Genomic DNA, 20520 nt, shown 5'->3' with positions numbered 1-20520 from the left:
TCCAGGTATGCTGCATAATTCCGGAGCTGTTTGCAAGTCGGCTTTTCCTTGGTGTGATGTGCTGGTGGCATGGACAGTGCGATGGGCGGTGGCTCGCCATGTTTCACTGATACGTGGATGTGTTGGTGCCGTGGCTTGTGTGTTCTCGGAGAATGGGTCGCATGCCTCGCGGCGCGACATGCCGGCGGCCTGGGGGCGTGGTGAGGCCGCGCGGCAAGCCCGCGCCGCGTGGGGCGCTCGCGAGGAGCCTCCTACGCAGCGGGGGCCGCACTGAAGTGCATGGCGGTGCGCCCCTCAGGGACGCTGCTGGTGCCGCCCGTGGGGTGTTCCAGGTGCGTGAACCAGGCGCTGGACGCCGTGTAGAAGATGGTGCTGTCGAGCAGGCCATGCGAGCCCCAGATGGGAAGGTCCGCTTGGACCAGCGCCAGGGCCTCCGCTGCGGTCGAGCCGTAGCCCGCGTTGCGGACGGGGACGACGGCGGCGAGCTTCGAGGGGAAGCGCGTCGCATGGTTGAACACCCCCGCGCCGCTCATGTTGCTGCCTGCCAGGTAGATGGGAACTTTGTCGGTATTTGATGTCGGCGATGAGGGGGCCGTCTCCCTGTTCGCCCATCCCGTGGAGAAAGAAGACGACGGGCCAGTTGGAGCCTTCCTCGTAGCCGGGGGGATGCACGACAAGGCCGTAGCTGGCCGCTGCGAGGGTCAGCCTGGTGTTCGTGAGCCGGAGCGGATTACGAGCGCGAAGAGCGCATTGGGATGTTGTCGTGAACGTGAATGGAGAGCCAGTGGCAGCCAAGGCAGTGGACGGCGCAGCAGCGCTGAAGTCTGGAATGACGCCCACTGTCTGGTAGCTGAGCGAGGCATACCGCAGTCATGGAGCAGCGTGGAGAGCACCCGGCAGAGGCGTCCGCCTACTACCGCAAGGAAGGGGTGACGAAGGTCGTGTGCGAGGAGAAGCACGTGGGCGCGCGCGGTGGTTGTGGTCGCCCGCGACGAGGCGGCGGACCTCCGGCGCTTCGGCGTCACGACGGGCGAGCTGGGCGTCTGCTACACGCGCACGGGGCGTCGCTTCTTCTCGGAAACAGGGCTCGAATGCGCCGCGTACGCGAGTGTGTCTTGGGTGTCCTCGCCCTGGAGAGTGAGCCGGTGGACCCTCGGCTTTGATGTAGGCTCTGGAGCGGGAGCGACAGTCGCCCACTGGAGGGGTGTGGATGAACTTCTATGACGAGCCGTCCCCGTTCCTGTGGTGGGAGTCCAACCTGTGGTGGGTGCTCGTGCTGGCGATGTCCGCCGGGCTGGGCGTGTGGTACTGGCTGCTGTGGGGCCCGCGCCAGGCGGGAGATGTCCTGCGGGCGGCGCCTGCGTCCGGCGTTGGCCGTCTCCCGCGGGTGTTGGATTCCGTCGCGTGGGCCGTGATGGCGGCTGCCTTCATGGGCCCCATGGCGTTCGTCACATCCTGGCTGGTGGCGACCGACTCGCTCGTTCCTCACTGTGAGGTGGTGGCGGGGCAATCGTCGTTCTCATTCTTCATCCGGTGGCCTTGGTTGGGATTGGCCCTGGTGGCGCTCGTGGGCGGCATTGCCTATGCGCGCCGGTCTCAGTCACCCAGAGATGCACGGGACGTTCTCCTGGCCCGGCTCCCGCCAGATGTCTGCGAGGAAGTCTGAGAGGTGCTCTGGCGACCAGGGCCCTGCGCCGCCGGGAGGCGGTGACGCAGGCCCGCGCCGCGCATGACGCTCACGAGGAGCCTCCTACGCCGCGCGAGCCGCGTTGAAGTCCGTGGCGGTGCGCCCCTCAGGGGCGCTGCTGGGCCAGCATCCAGGCGAACACCTTGGGCTCTTTGTAGACCCGGTCCCAGATGTAGTGATTGCCATCGTGGAAGAGGGTGAAGAGCACGGGCTTCACCGGCTCGGCGCCCGTGGTGTCGGTGTTCGTCTGTCCATCAATCCACTCCCACTGCCCGCTCCCGGGCCGGAAGAACGCCGTCCCTGTACGAGCCGGGGAGGGGTAGGTGCTCATGACGCCACCGGTGCCGCCCATGGCGGTTCCCAGGTGCGTGAACCAGGCGGCGGTCGCGGTGTAGAAGATGTCGTTGTCGAGCAGGCCGTGTGAGCCCCAGATGGGGAGGTTCGCTTGGACCATCTTCAGGGCATCCGCGGCGCTCGAACCGTAGCCTCCGTTGCAGATGGGGATGGCGGCGGCGAGCTTCGAGGGGAAGAGCGATGCGTAGTTGAACGTCCCCGCGCCGCCCATGCTGAGGCCCGTCAGGTAGACGCGCTTCCTGTCTGTCTTGTACGTCGCCAGGATGTGCTCGAAGAAGGGGTCCAGGTTGTATTGGGCTTCGTAGGCGCTCCAGAATCCCGACGTGCTCGTCTGCGGAGAGACCAGGATGAAGGGATAGTCCTTTCCTTCCCGGTCGATGTACGCCTGCGGCCCGTGCGCACGAACCCTCTTGAGCTGGTTGACGCCTCCATCTCCCTGCTCGCCCATCCCGTGGAGGAAGAAGACGACGGGCCAGTTCGAGCCTTCGTCGTAACCGGGAGGCAGGTACACGACATAGCCGTAGCCGCCCGGCGTCGAGGGTGACTTGTAGACCTCCTGCGTGGTGCCACGGCCCGTGGGCGCGGGTGTCACCTGGACCTTCATTCTGTCGCTGGCGGTAGCGCCGTCGTCATCCGTCACCGTCAGCTCGAACTCGTAGAGCCCCTGCATCAGCCCGGACGCCGTCGCGGAGAGCGTCGTGGCGCCCGTCAGTGTCGCGGTATTGGGACCGGACACCTGGGTCCACTGCCGCGTCACGACGGTTCCGTCGCTGTCCGTCGCGGTGCCCGTGAGGGGCGCGGCATTCGTGGGCAGCATCACCGTCTGGTCCGCCCCGGCGGAGACCGTGGGCGGAAGGTTGGCGGGCGGCTCGCCCGTCACGGGGGCGCCGTAGATGACGACTTCATTCATGCCCGCATAGCGGGTCCTCGAAAGGTGGAGGTACCGCGTGCGCTGGGTGACGGGCACGACCCACCAGGCTTGCCACCGGGTCAGGGTGATGTTCGTCACTGGCGTCCAGGCCCCCGGCTCGCCGGCCGCGAAGGACACGCTGCCGCTGTCGAAGGTGTCGAAGACGCCAATCTCCGTGATGTCATACAGCGCGCCCAGGTCGATGATGAGACCCATGGGGTACGCGGAATCGTCGAAGATGGCGTCACCCCAGGTCGTGACGGGCGCGGAGCCCGTTCCCCCGCGAGGGTCTCCAATGAGCGCCTGCTCATCGAAGAGGTTCTGGTACGGACCCGCGACGGGACGAACGCCGTCGGGCTGCACCATGGAGGCGGTGAGGGTCAGCTTGCTGCTCGTGAGGAGCGGCGCCGTCGCGGTGGCGTCGCCGGAAGGGTCCACGGCTTCGGGACTGCCACACCCGGCAAGCATTGCGAGCGCGAAGAGTGTCTTTCTGATGCGGTCATGAATATGCATGAAGAATCCAATGGTGGCTGTGAGTGGGCTCCGGTGGCCGGAGCAATGGTAGTGTCAAAGCTGAAAACTTGGAATACTCGTATATCTGTGTTTTTGGTGTGTGGGCCTGGCTCCGCACATTGAGGGGGCACATCCCCGCAGGGCCACGAGTCATGGCGGCACCATTCCCGCCCCATGCGGGCAAGGGGCGAGGCAGCCCCGGCGTGCGCTGGTGCTTGGCGAAGGCGCTCGCCAGTATTCCCAAGCGCATGCGAACGAACCTCGTGGGTACCGCGCTTCTCTTGTGGGCGGGTTGTGATTCCTCTCCGTTGGTTCCTGGGCCCGATGACACGCCGTCCCTGCACCAGGTGACGCGTGTGGAGGCGGTCCGGGGCGTCGAGCTGGAGGTGCTCGACTATGGCGGCCACGGCCCGGCGCTCATGTTCCTCGCGGGCATGGGCAGCACGGCCCACATCTTCGACGAGCTGGCGCTCGAGTTCCGGGACACGCACCACGTCTACGCGCTCACCCGCCGTGGCTACGGCGCCTCGGATTGGCCCGACACCGGCTACGACACCGCCACGCTGGCCACGGACGTCCTGGGGGCGCTGGACAAGCTGGGGCTGTCGAAGGCGTCGTTCGCGGGCCACTCCTTGGCGGGGGGGGAGCTGACGTGGCTGGCGCTCCACCATCCCGAGCGCGTGGAGGCACTCGTCTACCTGGACGCCACTGACAGCCGGGGCGAGATTGCCGCGTTCCTGGAGGGCGAGCCGTTGCCTCCGCTGCCGTTCTCCGTGCTCGACGGCCTTCCTTCACGGCAGGCGGTGGCGGAGCGGCTGGCGCGAGATTTGGGCGGAGGGCTCCCCGCGCACGAAGTCGAACAGGCGTATGTGTTCGACGCCGCGACAGGGGCCTACCTGCGCGAGCGCCGCCATCCTGGTGCCACGGAGCAGTCCGTCCGGGGCGCGGCCATCATGGACCTCGGGCGCGTGCAGGGGCCCGTGTTGTCCCTGTCGGATGGGCAGGGCTTCGCGGGTTGGGTAGAGGCCCTGGTGGCGGCCGAGTCGCTGCCGCTGGAGTTCCGGGAGAAAGCCCGCGACTTCCTGCCCGACATCCAGCAGCACGAGACGGACCTGGAGGACGCGTTGCGGCGTCAGCCTGGCTGGAGACACCTGCAACTGGAAGGCGCGGGGCACTACATCTGGCTGACGAACCGGGCGGAGGTGGTGACGCGGATGCGCGACTTCTTCGCCGCCACCCCCGCGCCGTAGCAGGCCCCGCCAGCGTTGTCTGTCCGAGCCACATGCCCGGACAGACCGCCACGGAGAACGGCTCAGCTCCGCTGCGCGTAATACTCCACGATGAAGGGCTCGTTCACGTCCACGGGGATTTCCTCCCGCTCCGGCAGGCGCACGTAGCGCAGCCCTTCGCCCTCACCCAGTACCTGGACGTAGGTGGGCACGGACCGCGACTTCATCCGGCTGAAGGACTCCTGCACCACGGCGAGCTTCAGGTGCGCCGCGTGGAAGCGGACTTCGCTGCCAGGCTTGACGCGGTAGCTCGGGATGTCCGCCCGCTTGCCGTCCACATGAAGGTAGCCGTGGCGCACGAACTGCCGGGCCTGGCGGATGCTGGTGGCAAGGCCCGCTCGAAGCACCAGTGAGTCCAACCGGCTCTCCAGCAACTGCAGCAACACCGTGCCGGTATTGCCCGGCGCCCGGCTCGCTTCCTGGAAGGCCGCGCGGCACTGCTTCTCCATCAGGCCGTAGTACAGCTTCAGCTTCTGCTTCTCTCGCAGACGGCGCGCGAAGTCGCTCACGCTGGTGCGCGCGGTGGCACCGTGCTGGCCAGGGGGATAGGGCCGGCGCAGCACCGGGTCCTTGTCCGGGTCCTTCGCGGTGATGCGCGAAAGCGGAATCCCCAGCCGACGACACATCTTTCCCCGCGGTCCCAAGTCGCGTGCCACGTGTTCCTCCGACCATCTCCCGATGTCTGAAATGGAGATGAAGTTGATAATCAGTATCAATTTCAATATCTTCAGGTCGGGCCGGCGGTCAAGTCCGGAATTCGAGGTGGGGACGAAGGCGGCGGGCTGGACAGCGCGGCTCAGGTGCCGCGCGGCGCCGTCTCCCGGCGGAAGATGGCGCCTGCGAGCATCGCCACGACGGTGACGCCGGCGTAGGCCACCAGTCCGGCGGCCACCATGGCGAACAACGCGGAGAGCCCCGCATCGAGCCGCGCGGCGACGAACCACCCCACGCCCGCGCTGATGACCAGCCGCGAGGTGCCCGCCAGGAAGGGCCACAGCACGTGGCCCGCGCCCTGGGCGGCGAACGCGAGCACGAAGCCCAGGCCCAGCAGTCCGTAGAACGGCGCCACGATGCGCAGGTAGTCCATTCCAGGTGCCACGACGGCCGGCTCACGGCTGAAGGCATGGAGCCAGACTTCGGGCGCCAGGGCCGCGGCCAGTCCAATGGCTCCCGCGGCCACGAAGCCCAGCCCGCCGCCCAACCAGGCGATGCGCCGGGCGCGCTCGTGCTGACCCGCACCCACGTTGGTGCCCACCAACGTCAGCACGGCCGTGCCCAGGCCAAAGAGAATCGGGATGATGAGGTAGTCCAGGCGTGACGCCATGCCGTAGCCGGCCAGCGCTTCCACGCCGAACAGGCCCACGGCGCCGGTGATGACCATCACCATCAGGTTGGGTTGCAGCGAGCTCAACGCCGTCAGCAGACCCACGCGCAGGATGTCGCGAAGCAGCCGCGGCTCCAGCGGCCCTTTCGTGAGGCGGACCGCGGCCCGTCCGGATGCCATGTAGCGCAGCAGCCAGAGCGCCGCGCCCACGTAGAACAACGTCATCGCGAGCCCAGCGCCCGCCAGCCCCAGCGCGGGCACCGGGCCGAAGCCGAAGATGACCCCTGGCGTCACGACGAGGAAGACAGCGGCGCCCACCAGGGTCACCAGCGCGGGGACGCGCACTTCGCCCGCGCCGCGCAGGGCCGCCGCGAGCAGGTTCACCAGCCAGAAGGGAATCGAGCCGGCGAACACGTAGTTCGAATACTGGAGCGCGGCGTCCAGTGCTCCCGCCCGTCCCCCCAGCGCCGTGTACAGCGCGGGGCCGGTCATCCAGGCGAGGACGCTGAAGACAAGGCCAATGGCCAACGCCAGCATCACGGCATGCCAGACCAGGGCATTCGCATCGTCGCGCTGGTTCGCGCCCAGGGCTCGCGCCACCGCGGAGGCCACGCCGCTGCCAATGCCTCCGTTGGACATCATCGTCATCAACATCACGACGGGGAAGACGAGGGAGACACCCGCCAGCGCCTCCGTGCCCAGGAAGCTCGCGTACCAGTTCTCCGCCACGCCCACCAACGACTGGGCAATCAGGACCAGCGTGGTGGGCACGGCGAGCTGGAGCAGGGGCTTCAGCAGAGGGCCCCGCAGCATCGCGTCTTGAAGTGATGCGCGTCCGGGGAGCGCGGAAGGTGTGGACCCGTGCGCTGCATCCTGCACTGGGGTTGCGTCGCTGCTGGCTGCGTCACCCATGGGACGTCACCTCACGGGCTCAGCGCACCAGGATAGCCACCGGAGGACAAGCCTTGTTTGGTCATGCGGCTCACGTCATCGGCGAGCACTTCCTCCTCGCCGGCTTCCAGCGCAGCCCGCGTGAGACTCACCACGTCTGTAGGATTCGCCTTCGAGCGGCTGCCCCACGGGGTGGGGCGGGGCTCACGGTTGGATGGCCACCTTGAAGACGCCGTCGCGGCGCTCGCCGAAGAGGGCGTAGGCCTCCTGGATGTCCGCGAGCTTGAAGCGATGGGTGATGAGCGGCGACAGGTCGACGCGCTTGTGGTGCACCAGGTCCATGAGGCGGCGCATGCGCTCCTTGCCTCCTGGACACAGGGTGGTGACGATGCGGTAGTCCCCCAGGCCGGCGGAGAACGCGTCGTAGGGCAACTGGAGCTTGCCCGAGTACACACCCAGGCTGGACAGCGTGCCCGCGGGCCGCAGGCAGCGCAGCGCGCTCTCGAAAGTCTGCTGGGTGCCCAGCGCCTCGATGGCCACGTCGGCGCCGCCGCCCGTGAGTCGTTTCACCTCGGCCACGACGTCCTGCTGACGGTGGTCGAGCACCACGTCCACGCCCATCCTCCGCGCCATCTTCAGCCGCGCCTCATCGCCGTCCACGCCGACCACGAGCGAGGCGCCCATCAACCGCGCGCCAATGGAGGCGCACAGGCCGATGGGCCCCTGCGCGAAGACGACCACGGCATCGCCGATGCGCACGCCGCCTGCCTCCGCGCCGCTGAAGCCCGTGGAGGCGATGTCCGACAGGAGGATGACCTGTTCGTCCGTGAGCCCATCTGGAATGGGCGCGAGGTTGGCCTGCGCGGAGGGAATGCGGATGTACTCGGCCTGGGCGCCATCCTGGGTGTTGCCCATGCGCCAGCCTCCCAGGGCCTCCCAGCCCGCGCCGTGGCCGCACTGCGAGAGGTGACCGGACAGGCAGGCCCTGCATTGGCCACACGGGGTGATGGCGCCCACGAGGACACGCTGCCCCGGGTGGTAGTCCGTCACGCCGGGACCAAGCTCCTCGATGACACCCACGGGCTCGTGACCGATGACGAGCCCCGGGCGCACCGGGTACTCGCCACGGACGATGTGCAGGTCCGTGCCGCAGACAGTGGTCATCGTCATCCGGATGACCGCCTCGCCGGCTCCCGCGCGGGGACGCTCCACCTCTTCGATGCCGAAGCGGTTCACAGCCTGAAAGACATTGGCTCGCATGCTCTCCCCCGGTGGTTCGTGGGTGTCCACTCGTGAAGTCTCGGCACGGTGCCGGAAGGCGTCATCGGCGCGGGCGTGGAGATGCGGCGGTGGGGTTCTTGCCGAGCGCATGCTCGGGCGCATGTGACTGTAACGGCGGCTCGGGCCCGCGCGCTCCGGGCCCGGATGGATGTCATCACCTCGTACCGGCCGCATCGTCCTCGTGAGTCGCGCCCGCTTCACGCGGGGATGAGGACCTCGTGCGCGAGCGCCGGTGCGCAGCGTCCGCGCAGTCAGGCGTTTGCTTCAGGGGGCGGTACCATGAACGTCTCACCGGACACGGAGAAGCCACGGCAAGCCGAGCATCCGGAGGTGGCCGCCGCGCCTCGTCTGCTCTGGTTCAGCGAGCTGTCTCGCGAGGACGTCGCGCTGGCGGGGGGCAAGGGCGCGAACCTGGGCGAGATGACGCGGGCGGGGCTGCCTGTTCCGCCGGGCTTCGTCATCACCGCCGCCGCCTTCCAGGAGGCCATGGAACCGGTACGTGCCCGGCTGAGCCGCCTCTGGGCGCAGGTGGACCCGGATGACCCTTCGTCACTGACCCAGGTCACGCAGCAGCTCCGTGAGCACGTGCGGAGCGTGCCCGTCCCAGCGCGGCTGCGCGCCGCCATCCTGGAGGCGTATCAGCAACTGGGCGCGGACCGGGCCGTGGCGGTGCGCTCCTCGGCGACCTCCGAGGATTCGGTGGCGACGTCCTTCGCGGGCATGCACGAATCCTTCACCCATGTGATTGGCGAGGACGCCCTGATGGACGCGCTGCGGGCATGCTGGGCTTCGGCCTACGGCGAGCGCGTGGTGGCCTACCGCAAGGCGGAAGGGCTCACCGAGGAACCCGCCATCGCCGTGGTGGTGCAGGCCATGGTGGATGCGGCTCGCGCGGGCGTCATGTTCACCGCGGACCCCTCTACGGGAGACACCGGCCGCATCGTCATCGAGGCCGCCTGGGGGCTGGGTGAGGTCGTGGTGGGCGGGCAGGTGGAGCCGGATACGTATTGCGTCACCAAGAAGGAGCCTCGCGTGCGCGAGGTCCGGGTGGGCGACAAGAATGTCCGCCTGGTGCGCGATGCCGAAGGACACACGCTGCGCGAGACACTGAGTCCGGAACAGGCCCACGAGCGCGTGCTGAGCGATGTGGCGGTGCTGGAGTTGGCGCGGTTGGGAATGCGGGTGGAGCAGCACTACGGTGCGCCGCAGGACATCGAGTGGGCGGAGGAGCGCGGCCGGTTGTTCCTGGTGCAGACGCGTCCGATTACCACGTTGGGAAAGCCCGCCGCGCCACCGTCGGAGGAAGGCCACGCGGGCAAGGCGCTGGTGCGGGGACTGGGTGCGTCGCCCGGTGTGGCGGCCGGCCGCGTGCGGGTGCTGGCGTCACCGGCGGAGGGACGGCAGCTCCAGCCGGGCGAGGTGCTGGTGGCGGAGATGACGTCGCCGGACTGGGTCCCCACCATGCGGCGGGCCGCCGCCATTGTCACGGACCGGGGCGGCATGACGTGCCACGCCGCCATCGTCAGCCGGGAGCTGCGCAAACCCTGCGTGGTGGGCACACGCACCGCCACGCGCACGCTGCGAGACGGCGAGGCGGTGACGGTGGATGGCTCGACAGGAGAAGTCCGGGAGGGACAGGAGGCGCCACGTCCACGGGCGGTGGAGGCGACTGCCACCGCATCCACGGTCGGAACGGCCCCGGTGCTGGCCACGCGCCTCTACGTCAACCTGGCCCTGCCCGCGCAGGCTCTCGAGGCCGCGGCGCTTCCGGTGGATGGTGTGGGCCTGCTGCGCGCCGAGTTCATGCTCACGGAGGCCCTGGGCGGTGTGCATCCACGCAAGCTGATCGCGGAGGGCCGGAGCGGCGAGTTCGTGGAGCGCATGTCGGCGGCCCTGCTCCAGTCGACGCGGGCCTTCCATCCGCGCCCCGTGGTGTACCGGACGACGGACTTCCGGACGAACGAGTTCCGCGGACTGGAGGGCGGCGCTGAGTTCGAGCCCGAGGAGTCCAACCCGATGATTGGCTTCCGGGGTGCCTACCGGTACCTGCGCGAGCCCGACGTGTTCAACCTGGAGCTGGAAGTGCTCGCGCGGGTCCGCGAGCAGACGCCCAATCTCCAGGTGATGCTGCCCTTCGTGCGCACGCTCTGGGAGCTGGAGGCGTGTCTGGAGCTCATCGCCCGCAGCCCGCTGGGGCGGCAGCGGGGCTTGAGGAAGTGGGTGATGGCGGAGGTGCCTTCCATCGTCTACCGCCTCCACGATTATGCGAAGTGTGGGATTGATGGCGTGTCCATCGGCTCGAATGATTTGACGCAGCTCATGCTGGGCGTGGACCGGGATTCCGAGTCGTGCGCCGAGCTGTTCGACGAAGCGGACGCCGCGGTGCTCGCCGCCATTGGCGACATCATTCGCGGGTGCGAGGAAGCGGGCCTGACGTCCTCCCTGTGTGGACAGGCGCCGTCGAACCGGCCGGACTTCGCGGAGCACCTGGTACGCGCGGGGATTACGTCCATCTCCGTGGACCCGGCGGCGGTGCTCGCGACGCAGCGGGTGATTGCGGCCGCGGAGCAGCGGCTGCTGCTGGCCGCCTCGAAGCGGGCGACGCTCCAGGGCTGTTAGGTCCGGCCGGGGTGGGGCACTCCGTGCCGGAGGTGATGCTTGTTCCAGAGCAGGTAGGGGAGCAGCGCCAGCGTGCGCAGCAGCAGATAGACGGCCAGGAAGGGCGCCAGCCTCAAGTCCTGGTAGCTGGCCGTCGCGACGGCGAGCGCGATGGAGGGATTGCCGAAGACAGCCGCGAGCGCGAGCGCGGTCCTGTCTTCAGGCCGGGGCCCTCCCGCCACGTGGCCCAGTAGCGCGGAGCCCAGGGTCATCACCAGCATGCCCAGCACCATCCATCCGCCCACGTCGCGCAGCCTCGGGCCGCTGATGAACAGTAGGAGCAGGATGGCGACGACGAACACGGCCTTGAAGAGCCACAGCATGGGACGCAGCAGTCGCCTGGCCAGCATTGGCCGCCAGGCGCGCAGTGCCCAGCCCACCGCGAGCGGCACGAGGAAGGGCAGCATGACCCGCTTGAGGAGCTGGACGGTGGTTGGGGCCTTGAACACGGCGGGGAAGAACTCGCTGAGCAGCCGCAGGGAGAGCGGCAGGCACACGATGGCCGCCAGGGACAGGGTGAGGGACAGCGCCACCGTGAGGCTCAAGTCGCCACGCTGCCGGTAGGCCGCGACGGCGACGTTGGGCACACCAGGGCTGACGGCCATCAACAGGAGGATGCCGGCGGCGATGGGAGGCAGGGGCAGGAGGTTCACCACGAGCAGGGCGAGCAGCGGGACTCCCAACAGGATGAGGGGAAGGCCTCGCGCGTAGGCAGGCAGCCGCATGGCGCGCTTCACGGCGCTCTCGTCGACGGCGAGCCCGAGGACGAACCCCATGAGCACGACGAGGTGCTGGACCGCGAACTCGACTCCGTGCCGCACGTTCAGCGCGGCGGTCACCCCGACGTCCATGGATGGAGGATGCGCACGGCGCGTCTCTGCGGGTATGCCAAGGCGGCCAGCCGTGCGCGCGTTCCTCGATGTGGTCGCGGCGTCAAGAGGGCGGGCCTCACCCCTGGGGGGGATGGCCGCCAAGGCCCCCGCGCCTTGAAATCACCTTCGCGCCCGGACGCCTCGCATGCCCGGGCAGGGGGACGTGCCATGGACGCGAACCATCTGCTGGAGTTGGTCAAGCGCTATCAGGACAACAAGGCGTTCATCTCCAACGAGGAGACCGCGAAGATCGCGCTGGTCGTCCCGTTCATCCGGAGCCTCGGCTACGACCCGAGCGTTCCTCGGGAGGTCCGCCTGGAATACACAGCGGACTTCGTCCAGGGAGACGGCAAGAAGCTGCCGGACCGCATGGACTTCGCCATCTTCGACCAGACGGGCACCAAGCCGCTCATCGTCATCGAAACCAAGCCCTTGGGCACCGACCTCAAGTCCCGCGCGCAGCAACTGGCGCGCTACCTGGCGCAGTTGCCGGAGCTCCACTTCGGCATCATCACCGACGGGTGCCACTACCTCTTCTTCGGGGACCTGGAGAACCCCAACGTCATGGACCCGGAGCCCTTCTTCACGTTCTCCCTGGAGGACACGAAGTCGGACTGGGTGAAGGTGGCCAAGTTCCTGTCCAAGTTCAGCCGTGAAGCCTTCAACGCGACGACGCTGATTACGGACGCGGAGAACAGCCGCTACCGGCAGGGGATGATCGACAAGCTCGCGTCCGCCCTGAAAGCGCCCGGTGAGCACGAGGCCTTCCTCAAGTGGCTCACGGAGGACATCTACAAGGGCAAGCGGACCACCGCGGTGATGGAGCGGCTCGCGGACGTCGCGAAGGAAGCCATCGAGCCGACGCTGCTGCGGGTCATGGGCGACGACTTCCTGAACAAGCTCAAGGAGCGAATCCAGCGGCTCAACGAGGGCGCGGAGCCCGCGGCGGCGCAGGAGGGCGCCAACGTGGTGAAGCCGGATTCGGCCAAGCCCTTCGAGGCGGATGGCCGAGCCGCGCCTGACGAGAAGAGCCGCGCCGCCGTGGAGACCACCGAGACGGAGCTGGAGTTCTTCGGCGTGGTGCGGGACATCTGCGTCAAGAACGGCCACGTCGCCGAGGACATCCTCTACCGGGACACGGCGTCCTACTTCAACGTGTCCTTCAAGCGGCCCACGAAGTGGTTCGCCCGGTTCTTCGGCAATGGCAAGCGCAAGAGCATCGTCACCTGGGTGCCGGTGGACGAGGCCCGCGCCATTGCCGCGGGCTTCGAGGTGGAGGCGGCGCCCGCGGGATTGGGCATCAGCCGTGTCTTCGTCGAATCGGTGCCCCAGGTCTGGGCGCTGAAGGCGCTGATGACCCGGAGCCTGGAGTTGTCCAAGACGGTGCGTGATGAACCACCGTCTCCAGACGCCGCCACACAGGAGGACGGGAAGCCCGCCCTCAAGGTCATCACGGGCTGACGCTCCGCCGCGGTGCTCACGCCGCCGCGCGAAGCGACGTGAGTCCCATGGCCTTGAGGGTCAGCACGCCCACCACGGCGAAGGCCTGCCCGGCGAGCAGCGCGGTCCCCAGGGGCGTGAGCTCCTGGGCATGCATGACGACGAGCAGCACACTGCCCACCACCCAGGCGGCGTCCACCAGGACATGCACCAGCGCTGCTCCCAGGACGGGCTGCTTGAGCCCGACCCAGAGGTTGAAGGCCGACCACGGCAGCAGGAAGAGGCCCACGCCGAACAGGAAGCTGGACGGCAGGGGCCAGCCCGCGAGCTGGGTGAGGTTGGGGGCAAGGAGCAACAAGGCCACGCCCATGAGGAGCGAGGCGGCGGCGTCGAAGCGGTAGACGAAGCGGGGGTTGCGCAGCAAGTGGGTCATCATCTGGGCTCTCCGGGTGGCTGGGAACGGGAGCACAGTGTTCCTGGCAGGGAATGTTCTCAATTACCTCGAAGGTCATCGTCCCGCGTCACGGCCTGGGGCAGTCTGGGCTCGGAAAGGGACACGGCGATGATTGGACCCCTGCTCAAGGAATGGAGAACGCTGCGCGGCAAGAGCCAGCTGGCGCTGTCGCTGGATGCGCAGGTATCGGCGCGCCACCTTTCGTTCCTGGAGTCGGGCCGCTCCGGGGCCAGTCAGGACCTGGTGCTGCGGCTGGCGGAGGCCCTGGGGCTGGGGCTGAGGGACCGCAACGCCCTGCTGGTGGCGGCGGGGTTCGCGCCTCAGTTCGGCGAGCGCGGCTGGCACAGCCCGGAGCTGGCGGAGGTCCGGCGGGCCGCGGGACTCATCCTCGCGTCGCATGAGCCGTATCCCGCCATCGTGGTGGATTCGAGCTCGACGGTGCTCGACGCGAATTCGGGCGCGCTCGCGATGATGGGGCAGACGCGCGAGGCGCTGGGACAGGTCAACCTGATGGACCTCGTCTTCGTGCCCGGACCCGTGCGCTCGGCCATTGGCAACTGGGAGGAGATTGCCGGGTATCTGCTCCACCGGCTGCGGGAGGGCGCTCGCATGCGCGGCCCCCGCTCACCCGTGGCATCGGTCCTGGCCCGTGTCCTGGCGCAGCCAGGTGTCGAGGCGTTGACCGCGCTGCGGCCCGCCAACGCCGGCTCGGTGCTGGTTCCGTTGACGTTCACCCGGGATGGCACGACGACACACTGGTACACCACGCTCACCAGCTTCGGCGCCCCCCAGGATGCCCTGGTGGAGGAAATCACCATCGAGCAGTTCCATCCGATGTGATGGATTATTCCCCGCGGGCCCGTCGTTGCGTCGGGCGCGGTCCATGTCCACCTGAAGGAGAGCGCCGGGTACGGCGGCCATCCAGCCAGGGAGTCAGGCATGTTCGGAGACACGAAGGCGTTCAGCGGCTTCTCGGTGCGCGACGTGGCGGCGGCCCGGAAGTTCTACGGCGAGACGCTGGGCCTGAAGACGTCCGAGTCGGACGGCATGTTGACGCTGCACATCGCGGGCGGCAGGGACATCCTCGTCTATCCCAAGGACAACCACACCCCTGCGTCGTTCACGATTCTCAACTTCCCCGTGGATGACATCGACAAGGCGGTGGACGCGCTGTCCCAACGCGGCGTGCGTTTCGAGCGGTACGACGGCTTCGACGCGGATGCGAAGGGCATCGTCCGTGGTGACAGGGGGCCGCCCATTGCCTGGTTCAAGGACCCTTCAGGCAACGTGCTGGCCGTCTTGCAAGTCCCTGCCTGACAGGGGAGGAGAGCGGAGGGCTCGCCCTCCTCCCGGGCTCACCGCGCTACCAGATGCAGGCCGGCTCGCCCGTGGTCACCGGGAATGAGGCGAGTGCGCCGTCTGGGACCACGCCATCGGCGGCCCACAGCGCGGCGTACTTCCTCAGGGTGGTGGGGGCATACGCGTGGTACCCGAGGTAATACACGGTGCTGCTCGACCGCTCGCGCAGAGACACTCCGCAGAAGGGCTCGCTGGTGTAGCTGGCCAGTGTACCCAGGGGAACCGTCTTCACGTTGGGCTCGCCGCCGTAGTAGGCGAGGTCCGATGCATTGGTGATGGCGAACTTCGCTCCCGCAATCCAGACATAGACCTGGGTCCCCGTGCGCTCGCGCACCAGCACCTGGACGCTGTAATCCTGGAAGGCCGTCTCCCACTGGCGCGGGACGTTGTTGATGGTCTTCCAGTCATCCCAGTGGTCCAGCTCCGTGGGGGAGGGAATCCACCAGATCGTACCTCCTACGACGACGTAGATGGCCGCGTAGCCATGCTCGCGAAGCAGCGTGCCGTCCTGGGGAATCTGGGTGATGGCATCAATGGCGGACTGGGACATCACCACCAGGTTGGCGCCGGAATACAGGCTCCACTGCGTGGAGGGGATGAAGAACCTCGCGCCGCCCGCCACCAGGTAGCGGTTGGTGTTGCCGGAGCTGAGGAGGACAGTGCCGTCCGGCACCGATGCGTAGCTCGCCAGGGCCTGGGCGCCGAACAGGCACAATGTCAGAGCGAGCAATCGAGGAAGGGCTGCTAGCGAAGCGATGACACGCACGGGGTCTTCTCCGAGGGTGGGGTGGGGACTGCGGAAGCCACCCTACGGAGCCGACGTGTTGGAAGCGTGACGCGGGCCGGTCAGGGGAGGATGAAGTCGCGCGGCTTCAGCGGCTCGGGCTGCGGCTCGCCCAACGCCTCCATCAGGTTCATCTCCACGGTGCGCGCCATCGCCAGCAAGGAGAGGTCATTGGGCTCCTTGCCAAAGGGCTCCTCCAATTCGTCGCTCAGCCGGTCGAGCCCGAAGAAGGTGTAGGCAATCATGGCGGCGAGCACGGGCGTGAACCAGCCCAGCGCCTCCGCCAGGCCAAAGGGCAGCAGCAGACAGAACAGGTAGGCCGTGCGGTGCAGCAGCACCGTGTACGTGAAGGGCAGGGGCGTGAAGCGGATGCGCTCGCAGGCGGCGAGCACGTTCATCAAGCCATGCACGCGCGTCCGCAGCTCGCTCCAGGTGATGTCGGTCAGCTGCTTCTCCCGGAGGAGCGTGGCCAGTTCCCGGTCGTGCTCCCGAAGCAGGGCGTTGGGGCGGTTCGGGCTGTCCAGGACGCGCGAGGACTCAGGGGCCGGCAGCAGGCGGCTGATGTCCTCCCGGGCGTCGTGACCGCGCAGGTGCGCGGCCAGCGCGTGGGCGAAGGCGATGTTCCGCCTCACCAGCCTGCGCACCGCCTGCTGCGCTCCGCTGCCGTCGTCCCCCAGGAGCGCGATGGCCTCATGGGAGAACGAGCGCAGCTCGATGATGAGCGCGCCCCAGTGCTTCCGGGCCTCCCACCATCGGTCGTAGCAGGCGTTGTTCCGGAACCCGAGGAAGATGGAGAGGGCGATGCCCAGCAGGGACAGCGGCGCCGGTGAGGAAATCTGCAGATTCAGATAGCCTTGCCGGTACGCCCAGACGACGAGCGCGGAGAGCGCCGCGATGCCCAGAACGTGGGGCAGGACGCGCGGGAGGATGGTCCCGCGCACGACGAAGAGGAGCCGAAGCGAGCTGAGGCGAGGACGGACAATCACGGGCAGGGGCCTTCCTGCGCCAAATGCCTCCGGGTCGCAAGCGCTCCTCTGAGGGATGTGTCCAGGCGATTAGGGAGAGCGGGGCCCGCTGGTAAGCGTGTACCACTGTCCGTCGTGAATCCGTCCGATGGTGTGGTCTGCAAAGGACCAGACGCCATGGCGACAGCTTCCTCGCGCGGCGGCCCCGGCCCGGAATGGGCGGGCCGAGGCGGAACCGCAGTGTTGCGGAATGCCGAACGTATCACCCGAGGTGGACTCAGGGGCCCGTGAGAACAGCGGGCCCGCCGGAGTCATGGACGCACTTCGGTTCTGCGGTGAAACCCCACGTCTGTTCTCGGCGTTGTGGTGGCTCCCAGGCTCTTCTTCCACGGGAAGGTGAGTGCCAGCGCGATGCCCGACAGACCCACGACGGAGTAGATGAGACGGCTGAGCGCGCTCATCGCTGTCCGTGTATCGCCGCCGAACAGCGCGTTCACGAGGTTCCAATTGAAGAAGCCAATCAGGCCCCAGTTGATGGCGCCGATGATGGCCAGGACGGCCATCGCCTTGGCGAGCCCTCCTCTGGTTCGGTCCGCGTCCGCTCGTTCCATGGCTCGTATCCTTGGCTAGGTGTGTTCCACCCGTGCAGGTGGGTGATGCCTCTCGGATAAGGTGTTGCCCGGACGCGTCCTGGCTACTCCACCAGCACCGATTGTCCGGCTCGGTGCTTCGACTGCCGTGCGGCTCAGCGGGAGTGGGTGTCCTTCAGTCGCTCGGGAATGCGCGCGACGAGGAGGTCGATGGCCGCGCGTACCTTCGATGTCACGTGCTTGCTCTGAGGCCACACCGCGTAGATTTCATTGCCATAGGGGCGCTGCGTCTCCAGCACCTCGACGAGCCTGCCGCCGCGCAGGTGCTCCGCGATGAGCCAGCGAGGGAGCCACGCCAGCCCGGCCCCCTGCACCGCGGCGTCCATGATGGTCTCCACGTCGTCGAAGCGCAGGCGCGCCTGGACGGTGATGCGCTGCTCGCCGCCTTGTTCGTCCGGGAATCGCCAGGGCTTGTTGACGCCGTTGCGGCCATAGACGACCGCGTCGTGCTGGCCCAGGTCTTCAAGTGTCTTCGGGCGGCCGTGGCGCTTCAGGTAGCCGGGCGCGCCGCAGACGGACATCGTCTGGACGCCCAGCCGGCGCGCCGTCAGTCCCGCGTGGTCCGCCAGCGGCGCGACGCGGAGGGCCAGGTCGTAGCCTTCCTCGACGAGGTCGACCATCCGGTCGCTGAAGGCGATTTCCAGCTCCAGTCCCGGATGCTGGAGGACCAACTCGCGCAGCAGCGGCGCGGCGCAGTGCCGGCCGAACATCACGGGCGCGCTGACGCGCAGGCGGCCCGTGGGCGCGCGCCGTCCTGAGTCCAGCGCCGTCTCCGCCGCCTCGAGCTCCGCCAATGCGCGTACGCAGCGCTCGTAGAAGGCCTGGCCGTCCTCGGTGAGGCTCTGCCGGCGCGTGGTGCGCTGGAACAGCCGGGTCTCCAGCCGCTCCTCCAGCCGCGCGATGCTCTTCCCCACGGCCGAGCGTGAGAGCCCCATGCGCTCCGCGGCGAGCGCGAAGCTTCCTGCTTCCACGGCCTGGACGAAGGCGAAGACGCCTCCAAGGCGGTCCATCATGACGCTGCTCCCATTGGTGCCCGCGCGTCTCCAGTGACTCGACAAAGTGTCGCCACTGGCGACGCTGCTTCGTCCGTATAGCTCCCGCATCACTTTCATGCAGGACGCGGAGCGGACCATGGGCGGAACGATGAAGCGTTGGCAGGCGACGCAGGCGGGACGGGCGCACCTGGAACTGGCGGAGGTGGCGATTCCCTCTCCGGGTGCCGGTGAGGTGTTGATTCGCGTGTCGGCGGTCTCCCTCAACTACCGCGAGAAGCTGATGCTCGACGGGGGCGGCTACCTGACGGCGCACCAGCCCTTCACGCCGGCGTCGGACATGGCGGGCGTGGTGGTCGCGGCGGGCACGGGCGTGCAGCGCTTCAAGGAAGGGGCGCGCGTCATCGCCAACTTCCAGACGGACTGGGTGGAGGGGCCCGTGCCGCGTGGGACGGTGCGCAGCCTGGGCGGAAACGCGCCGGGCGTTCTGGCGGAGTACGTCGTCATGCCGGAGCAGTGGCTGGTGGCGTCTCCCGCGACACTGGATGACGTGCAGGCGAGCACGTTGCCGTGCGCCGGCCTCACCGCGTGGACGTCCCTGGTGGAGCTGGGCGGGCTGCGTCCGGGGCACACGGTGGTGACGCAGGGCACGGGAGGTGTGTCCCTGTTCGCGGTGCAGCTTGCCGCCGCCATGGGCGCGGAGGTCATCGTGCTTTCGGGGGACGAGGACAAGCTGGCCCGCGTGAAGGCCCTGGGCGCCGCGCACGGCATCCATCGTCGTCACACCCCGGAGTGGCACACGGCGGTGCTTGAGTTGACGCGAGGCGCGGGGGCCGACCACATCCTGGAGTTGGTGGGTGGGGACAACCTGGGCCGGTCGGTGAAGGCGCTCGCGTCGGATGGGCGCGTCTCGCTCATCGGCGTGTTCGAGGGCTTCGAGAGCCGCTTCCCGGTGCAGCCCTTGTTCCTGAGCTCCGGCGTCATCCAGGGCATCTTCGTCGGACACCGGCGCGGGCTGGAGAACCTGGTGCGCGCGGTGGACCGGCTGGCATTGAAGCCCGTGGTCGACACTGTCTATTCGCTCGATGCGCTGCCCACGGCGCTCGAACATCTGGACCGCGGGCCGTTTGGCAAACTGGTCATCACGGCTTGACCTGGACCCGCGCCGAGGCGTGCGCCACGACGCGCTCAGGGGCCCCGGTGGTGGTGCTCCAGGAGGAAAGACAGACGCGTGCGAGGGTGAAGGACCACGGCATGCGTTGGCGGAAGACATAACGATGGGCGCGGGTGGCGCTGTAAGGGTTTGAATCGTCAGCGGGTCTGGAGTCGCGCAGGCGCCCGGGCGTACTGTCCCAGGCGGCATGCGCACACTCTACGGACTCAGTTACTCGCCCTGGACGGAGAAGACCCGTTGGGCGTTGGACCACCACCGCGTCGCCTATCGCTACCGCGAACACCTGCCGCTCATCGGTGAGCCGCTGCTGCGCTGGCGCACGCCGCGTGGTGTGAGGCCCGCCGTGCCATTGCTCATCGACGAGGGCGAGGCCTTTCCCGGCTCGTTCGTCATCGCGCGGCGCGCGGAGGAACTGGGGCAGGGGGAGCCACTCTTCCCCGCCGCGGACCTCCCGGTGATTCAGCGCTGGGAGGACGACAGCGAGCAGGTGCTCTCCGCGGCGCGCGCCAAGGTGGTGGCGGCGTTGCTAGAGAATCGTCAGGCCCAGGTGGAGAGCCTCCCCGCCTTCCTGCCCATGGGGCTCCGGACTGTCCTGGCGCCGTCCGCGAGGCTGGGCGCGCGCTTCGTGGCCCGCAAGCACCAGGCGCCCGCGGACATCGCCGCCGCCGTTCATGAGAAGGTCATCCCCACGCTGGAGCGCCTGCGTGAAGCCCTGAGCGGCCGGGACTACCTGCTGTCGCGTTTCAGCTACGCGGACATCACGGCCGCGCTGATGCTCCAGTTCGTGAGGGCGGCGGACGACGGCTACCTTCCCCTGGGCCCCGGCACGCGAGCGGTGTGGAGCGACGCGGCGCTCGCCTCCCGCTTCCCGGACCTGCTCGAGTGGCGGGACGGCCTCTATGCGAAGCACCGCCGTCCCTGAG

19 protein-coding genes and 1 pseudogene are annotated in these 20520 nt (G+C 68.4%); 9 read left to right on the top strand and 11 right to left on the bottom strand.

Annotated features, from left to right (window positions below; genetic code table 11):
- Nucleotides 1-251 precede the first annotated feature (251 nt).
- Nucleotides 252-533: a hypothetical protein gene (locus BHS09_RS39770; protein WP_237080017.1), complete on the bottom strand. Its 282-nt coding sequence runs from the start codon at nt 531-533 to the stop codon at nt 252-254.
- A 339-nt stretch (nt 534-872) separates the two neighbouring features.
- Here BHS09_RS39770 and BHS09_RS40400 point away from each other — a divergent pair.
- Nucleotides 873-1224, top strand: a pseudogene (locus BHS09_RS40400) (hypothetical protein).
- A complete protein-coding gene (locus BHS09_RS35020; protein ID WP_237078927.1) occupies nt 1211-1666 on the top strand; it encodes a hypothetical protein in 456 nt (151 codons plus the stop codon). Before BHS09_RS40400 ends, BHS09_RS35020 begins: the two are co-directional and overlap by 14 nt.
- Nucleotides 1667-1793: 127 nt before the next feature.
- Here BHS09_RS35020 and BHS09_RS35010 read toward each other — a convergent pair whose 3' ends face one another.
- A complete protein-coding gene (locus tag BHS09_RS35010; RefSeq protein WP_140800217.1) occupies nt 1794-3464 on the bottom strand; it encodes a carboxylesterase family protein in 1671 nt (556 codons plus the stop codon).
- A 248-nt stretch (nt 3465-3712) separates the two neighbouring features.
- On the opposite strand from BHS09_RS35010, the gene BHS09_RS35005 reads away from it, so the two are divergent.
- Complete coding sequence (locus tag BHS09_RS35005; protein ID WP_174258984.1) at nt 3713-4714, top strand: alpha/beta fold hydrolase; 1002 nt, start codon at nt 3713-3715, stop codon at nt 4712-4714.
- Nucleotides 4715-4776: 62 nt separating this feature from the next.
- Here BHS09_RS35005 and rpsD read toward each other — a convergent pair whose 3' ends face one another.
- From rpsD to BHS09_RS34985, 3 genes are all read right to left on the bottom strand, one after another.
- On the bottom strand, nt 4777-5409 hold the full coding sequence (gene rpsD, locus BHS09_RS35000) for a 30S ribosomal protein S4 (protein WP_140800216.1): 633 nt from the start codon (nt 5407-5409) through the stop codon (nt 4777-4779).
- A gap of 140 nt (nt 5410-5549) precedes the next feature.
- Nucleotides 5550-6890: an MATE family efflux transporter gene (locus tag BHS09_RS34995; protein ID WP_237080016.1), complete on the bottom strand. Its 1341-nt coding sequence runs from the start codon at nt 6888-6890 to the stop codon at nt 5550-5552.
- A gap of 282 nt (nt 6891-7172) precedes the next feature.
- Entirely contained in the window at nt 7173-8228 is a 1056-nt protein-coding gene (locus BHS09_RS34985) for an NAD(P)-dependent alcohol dehydrogenase (protein WP_140795699.1), read from the bottom strand.
- Between the two features lie 300 nt (nt 8229-8528).
- On the opposite strand from BHS09_RS34985, the gene ppsA reads away from it, so the two are divergent.
- Complete coding sequence (gene ppsA, locus BHS09_RS34980) at nt 8529-10868, top strand: phosphoenolpyruvate synthase (RefSeq protein ID WP_140800213.1); 2340 nt, start codon at nt 8529-8531, stop codon at nt 10866-10868.
- Here the strand turns inward: ppsA and BHS09_RS34975 are convergent.
- A complete protein-coding gene (locus BHS09_RS34975) occupies nt 10865-11746 on the bottom strand; it encodes a symporter (RefSeq protein ID WP_237077757.1) in 882 nt (293 codons plus the stop codon). The genes ppsA and BHS09_RS34975 overlap by 4 nt on opposite strands.
- 201 nt (nt 11747-11947) lie before the next feature.
- Here BHS09_RS34975 and BHS09_RS34970 point away from each other — a divergent pair, with 201 nt between their 5' ends.
- A complete protein-coding gene (locus tag BHS09_RS34970) occupies nt 11948-13240 on the top strand; it encodes a type I restriction enzyme HsdR N-terminal domain-containing protein (RefSeq protein ID WP_140800211.1) in 1293 nt (430 codons plus the stop codon).
- Nucleotides 13241-13256: 16 nt separating this feature from the next.
- Here the strand turns inward: BHS09_RS34970 and BHS09_RS34965 are convergent, their stop codons facing one another.
- Complete coding sequence (locus BHS09_RS34965; RefSeq protein ID WP_140800210.1) at nt 13257-13655, bottom strand: hypothetical protein; 399 nt, start codon at nt 13653-13655, stop codon at nt 13257-13259.
- A gap of 126 nt (nt 13656-13781) precedes the next feature.
- Between BHS09_RS34965 and BHS09_RS34960 the strand changes: the two genes are divergently transcribed.
- Nucleotides 13782-14513, top strand: coding sequence for a helix-turn-helix domain-containing protein (locus tag BHS09_RS34960; RefSeq protein ID WP_140795695.1), 732 nt, complete (start codon nt 13782-13784; stop codon nt 14511-14513).
- Between the two features lie 99 nt (nt 14514-14612).
- Nucleotides 14613-14990 (top strand): VOC family protein, encoded by a 378-nt coding sequence (locus tag BHS09_RS34955; RefSeq protein ID WP_140800209.1) that lies wholly within the window; start codon nt 14613-14615, stop codon nt 14988-14990.
- A gap of 46 nt (nt 14991-15036) precedes the next feature.
- Here BHS09_RS34955 and BHS09_RS34950 read toward each other — a convergent pair whose 3' ends face one another.
- From BHS09_RS34950 to BHS09_RS34930, 4 genes are all read right to left on the bottom strand, one after another.
- Nucleotides 15037-15762, bottom strand: a complete 726-nt coding sequence (locus BHS09_RS34950) for a hypothetical protein (RefSeq protein WP_237080015.1) — start codon at nt 15760-15762, stop codon at nt 15037-15039.
- Nucleotides 15763-15878: 116 nt separating this feature from the next.
- Entirely contained in the window at nt 15879-16802 is a 924-nt protein-coding gene (locus BHS09_RS34945) for a bestrophin family protein (protein WP_140800207.1), read from the bottom strand.
- Between the two features lie 290 nt (nt 16803-17092).
- A complete protein-coding gene (locus BHS09_RS34935; RefSeq protein WP_140795690.1) occupies nt 17093-17392 on the bottom strand; it encodes a DUF378 domain-containing protein in 300 nt (99 codons plus the stop codon).
- A gap of 134 nt (nt 17393-17526) precedes the next feature.
- Complete coding sequence (locus BHS09_RS34930; RefSeq protein WP_140800205.1) at nt 17527-18444, bottom strand: LysR family transcriptional regulator; 918 nt, start codon at nt 18442-18444, stop codon at nt 17527-17529.
- A 118-nt stretch (nt 18445-18562) separates the two neighbouring features.
- Between BHS09_RS34930 and BHS09_RS34925 the strand changes: the two genes are divergently transcribed.
- A complete protein-coding gene (locus BHS09_RS34925) occupies nt 18563-19576 on the top strand; it encodes a zinc-dependent alcohol dehydrogenase family protein (RefSeq protein WP_174260116.1) in 1014 nt (337 codons plus the stop codon).
- Between the two features lie 208 nt (nt 19577-19784).
- Nucleotides 19785-20519, top strand: coding sequence for a glutathione S-transferase family protein (locus BHS09_RS34920; RefSeq protein ID WP_140795687.1), 735 nt, complete (start codon nt 19785-19787; stop codon nt 20517-20519).
- Nucleotide 20520: the final 1 nt, after the last annotated feature.

Source organism: Myxococcus xanthus (assembly GCF_006402735.1).
Lineage (GTDB): Bacteria > Myxococcota > Myxococcia > Myxococcales > Myxococcaceae > Myxococcus > Myxococcus xanthus_A.
The sequence above is the reverse complement of the archived record's forward strand: the minus strand, read 5'-3'. Positions and strand labels throughout refer to the sequence as shown.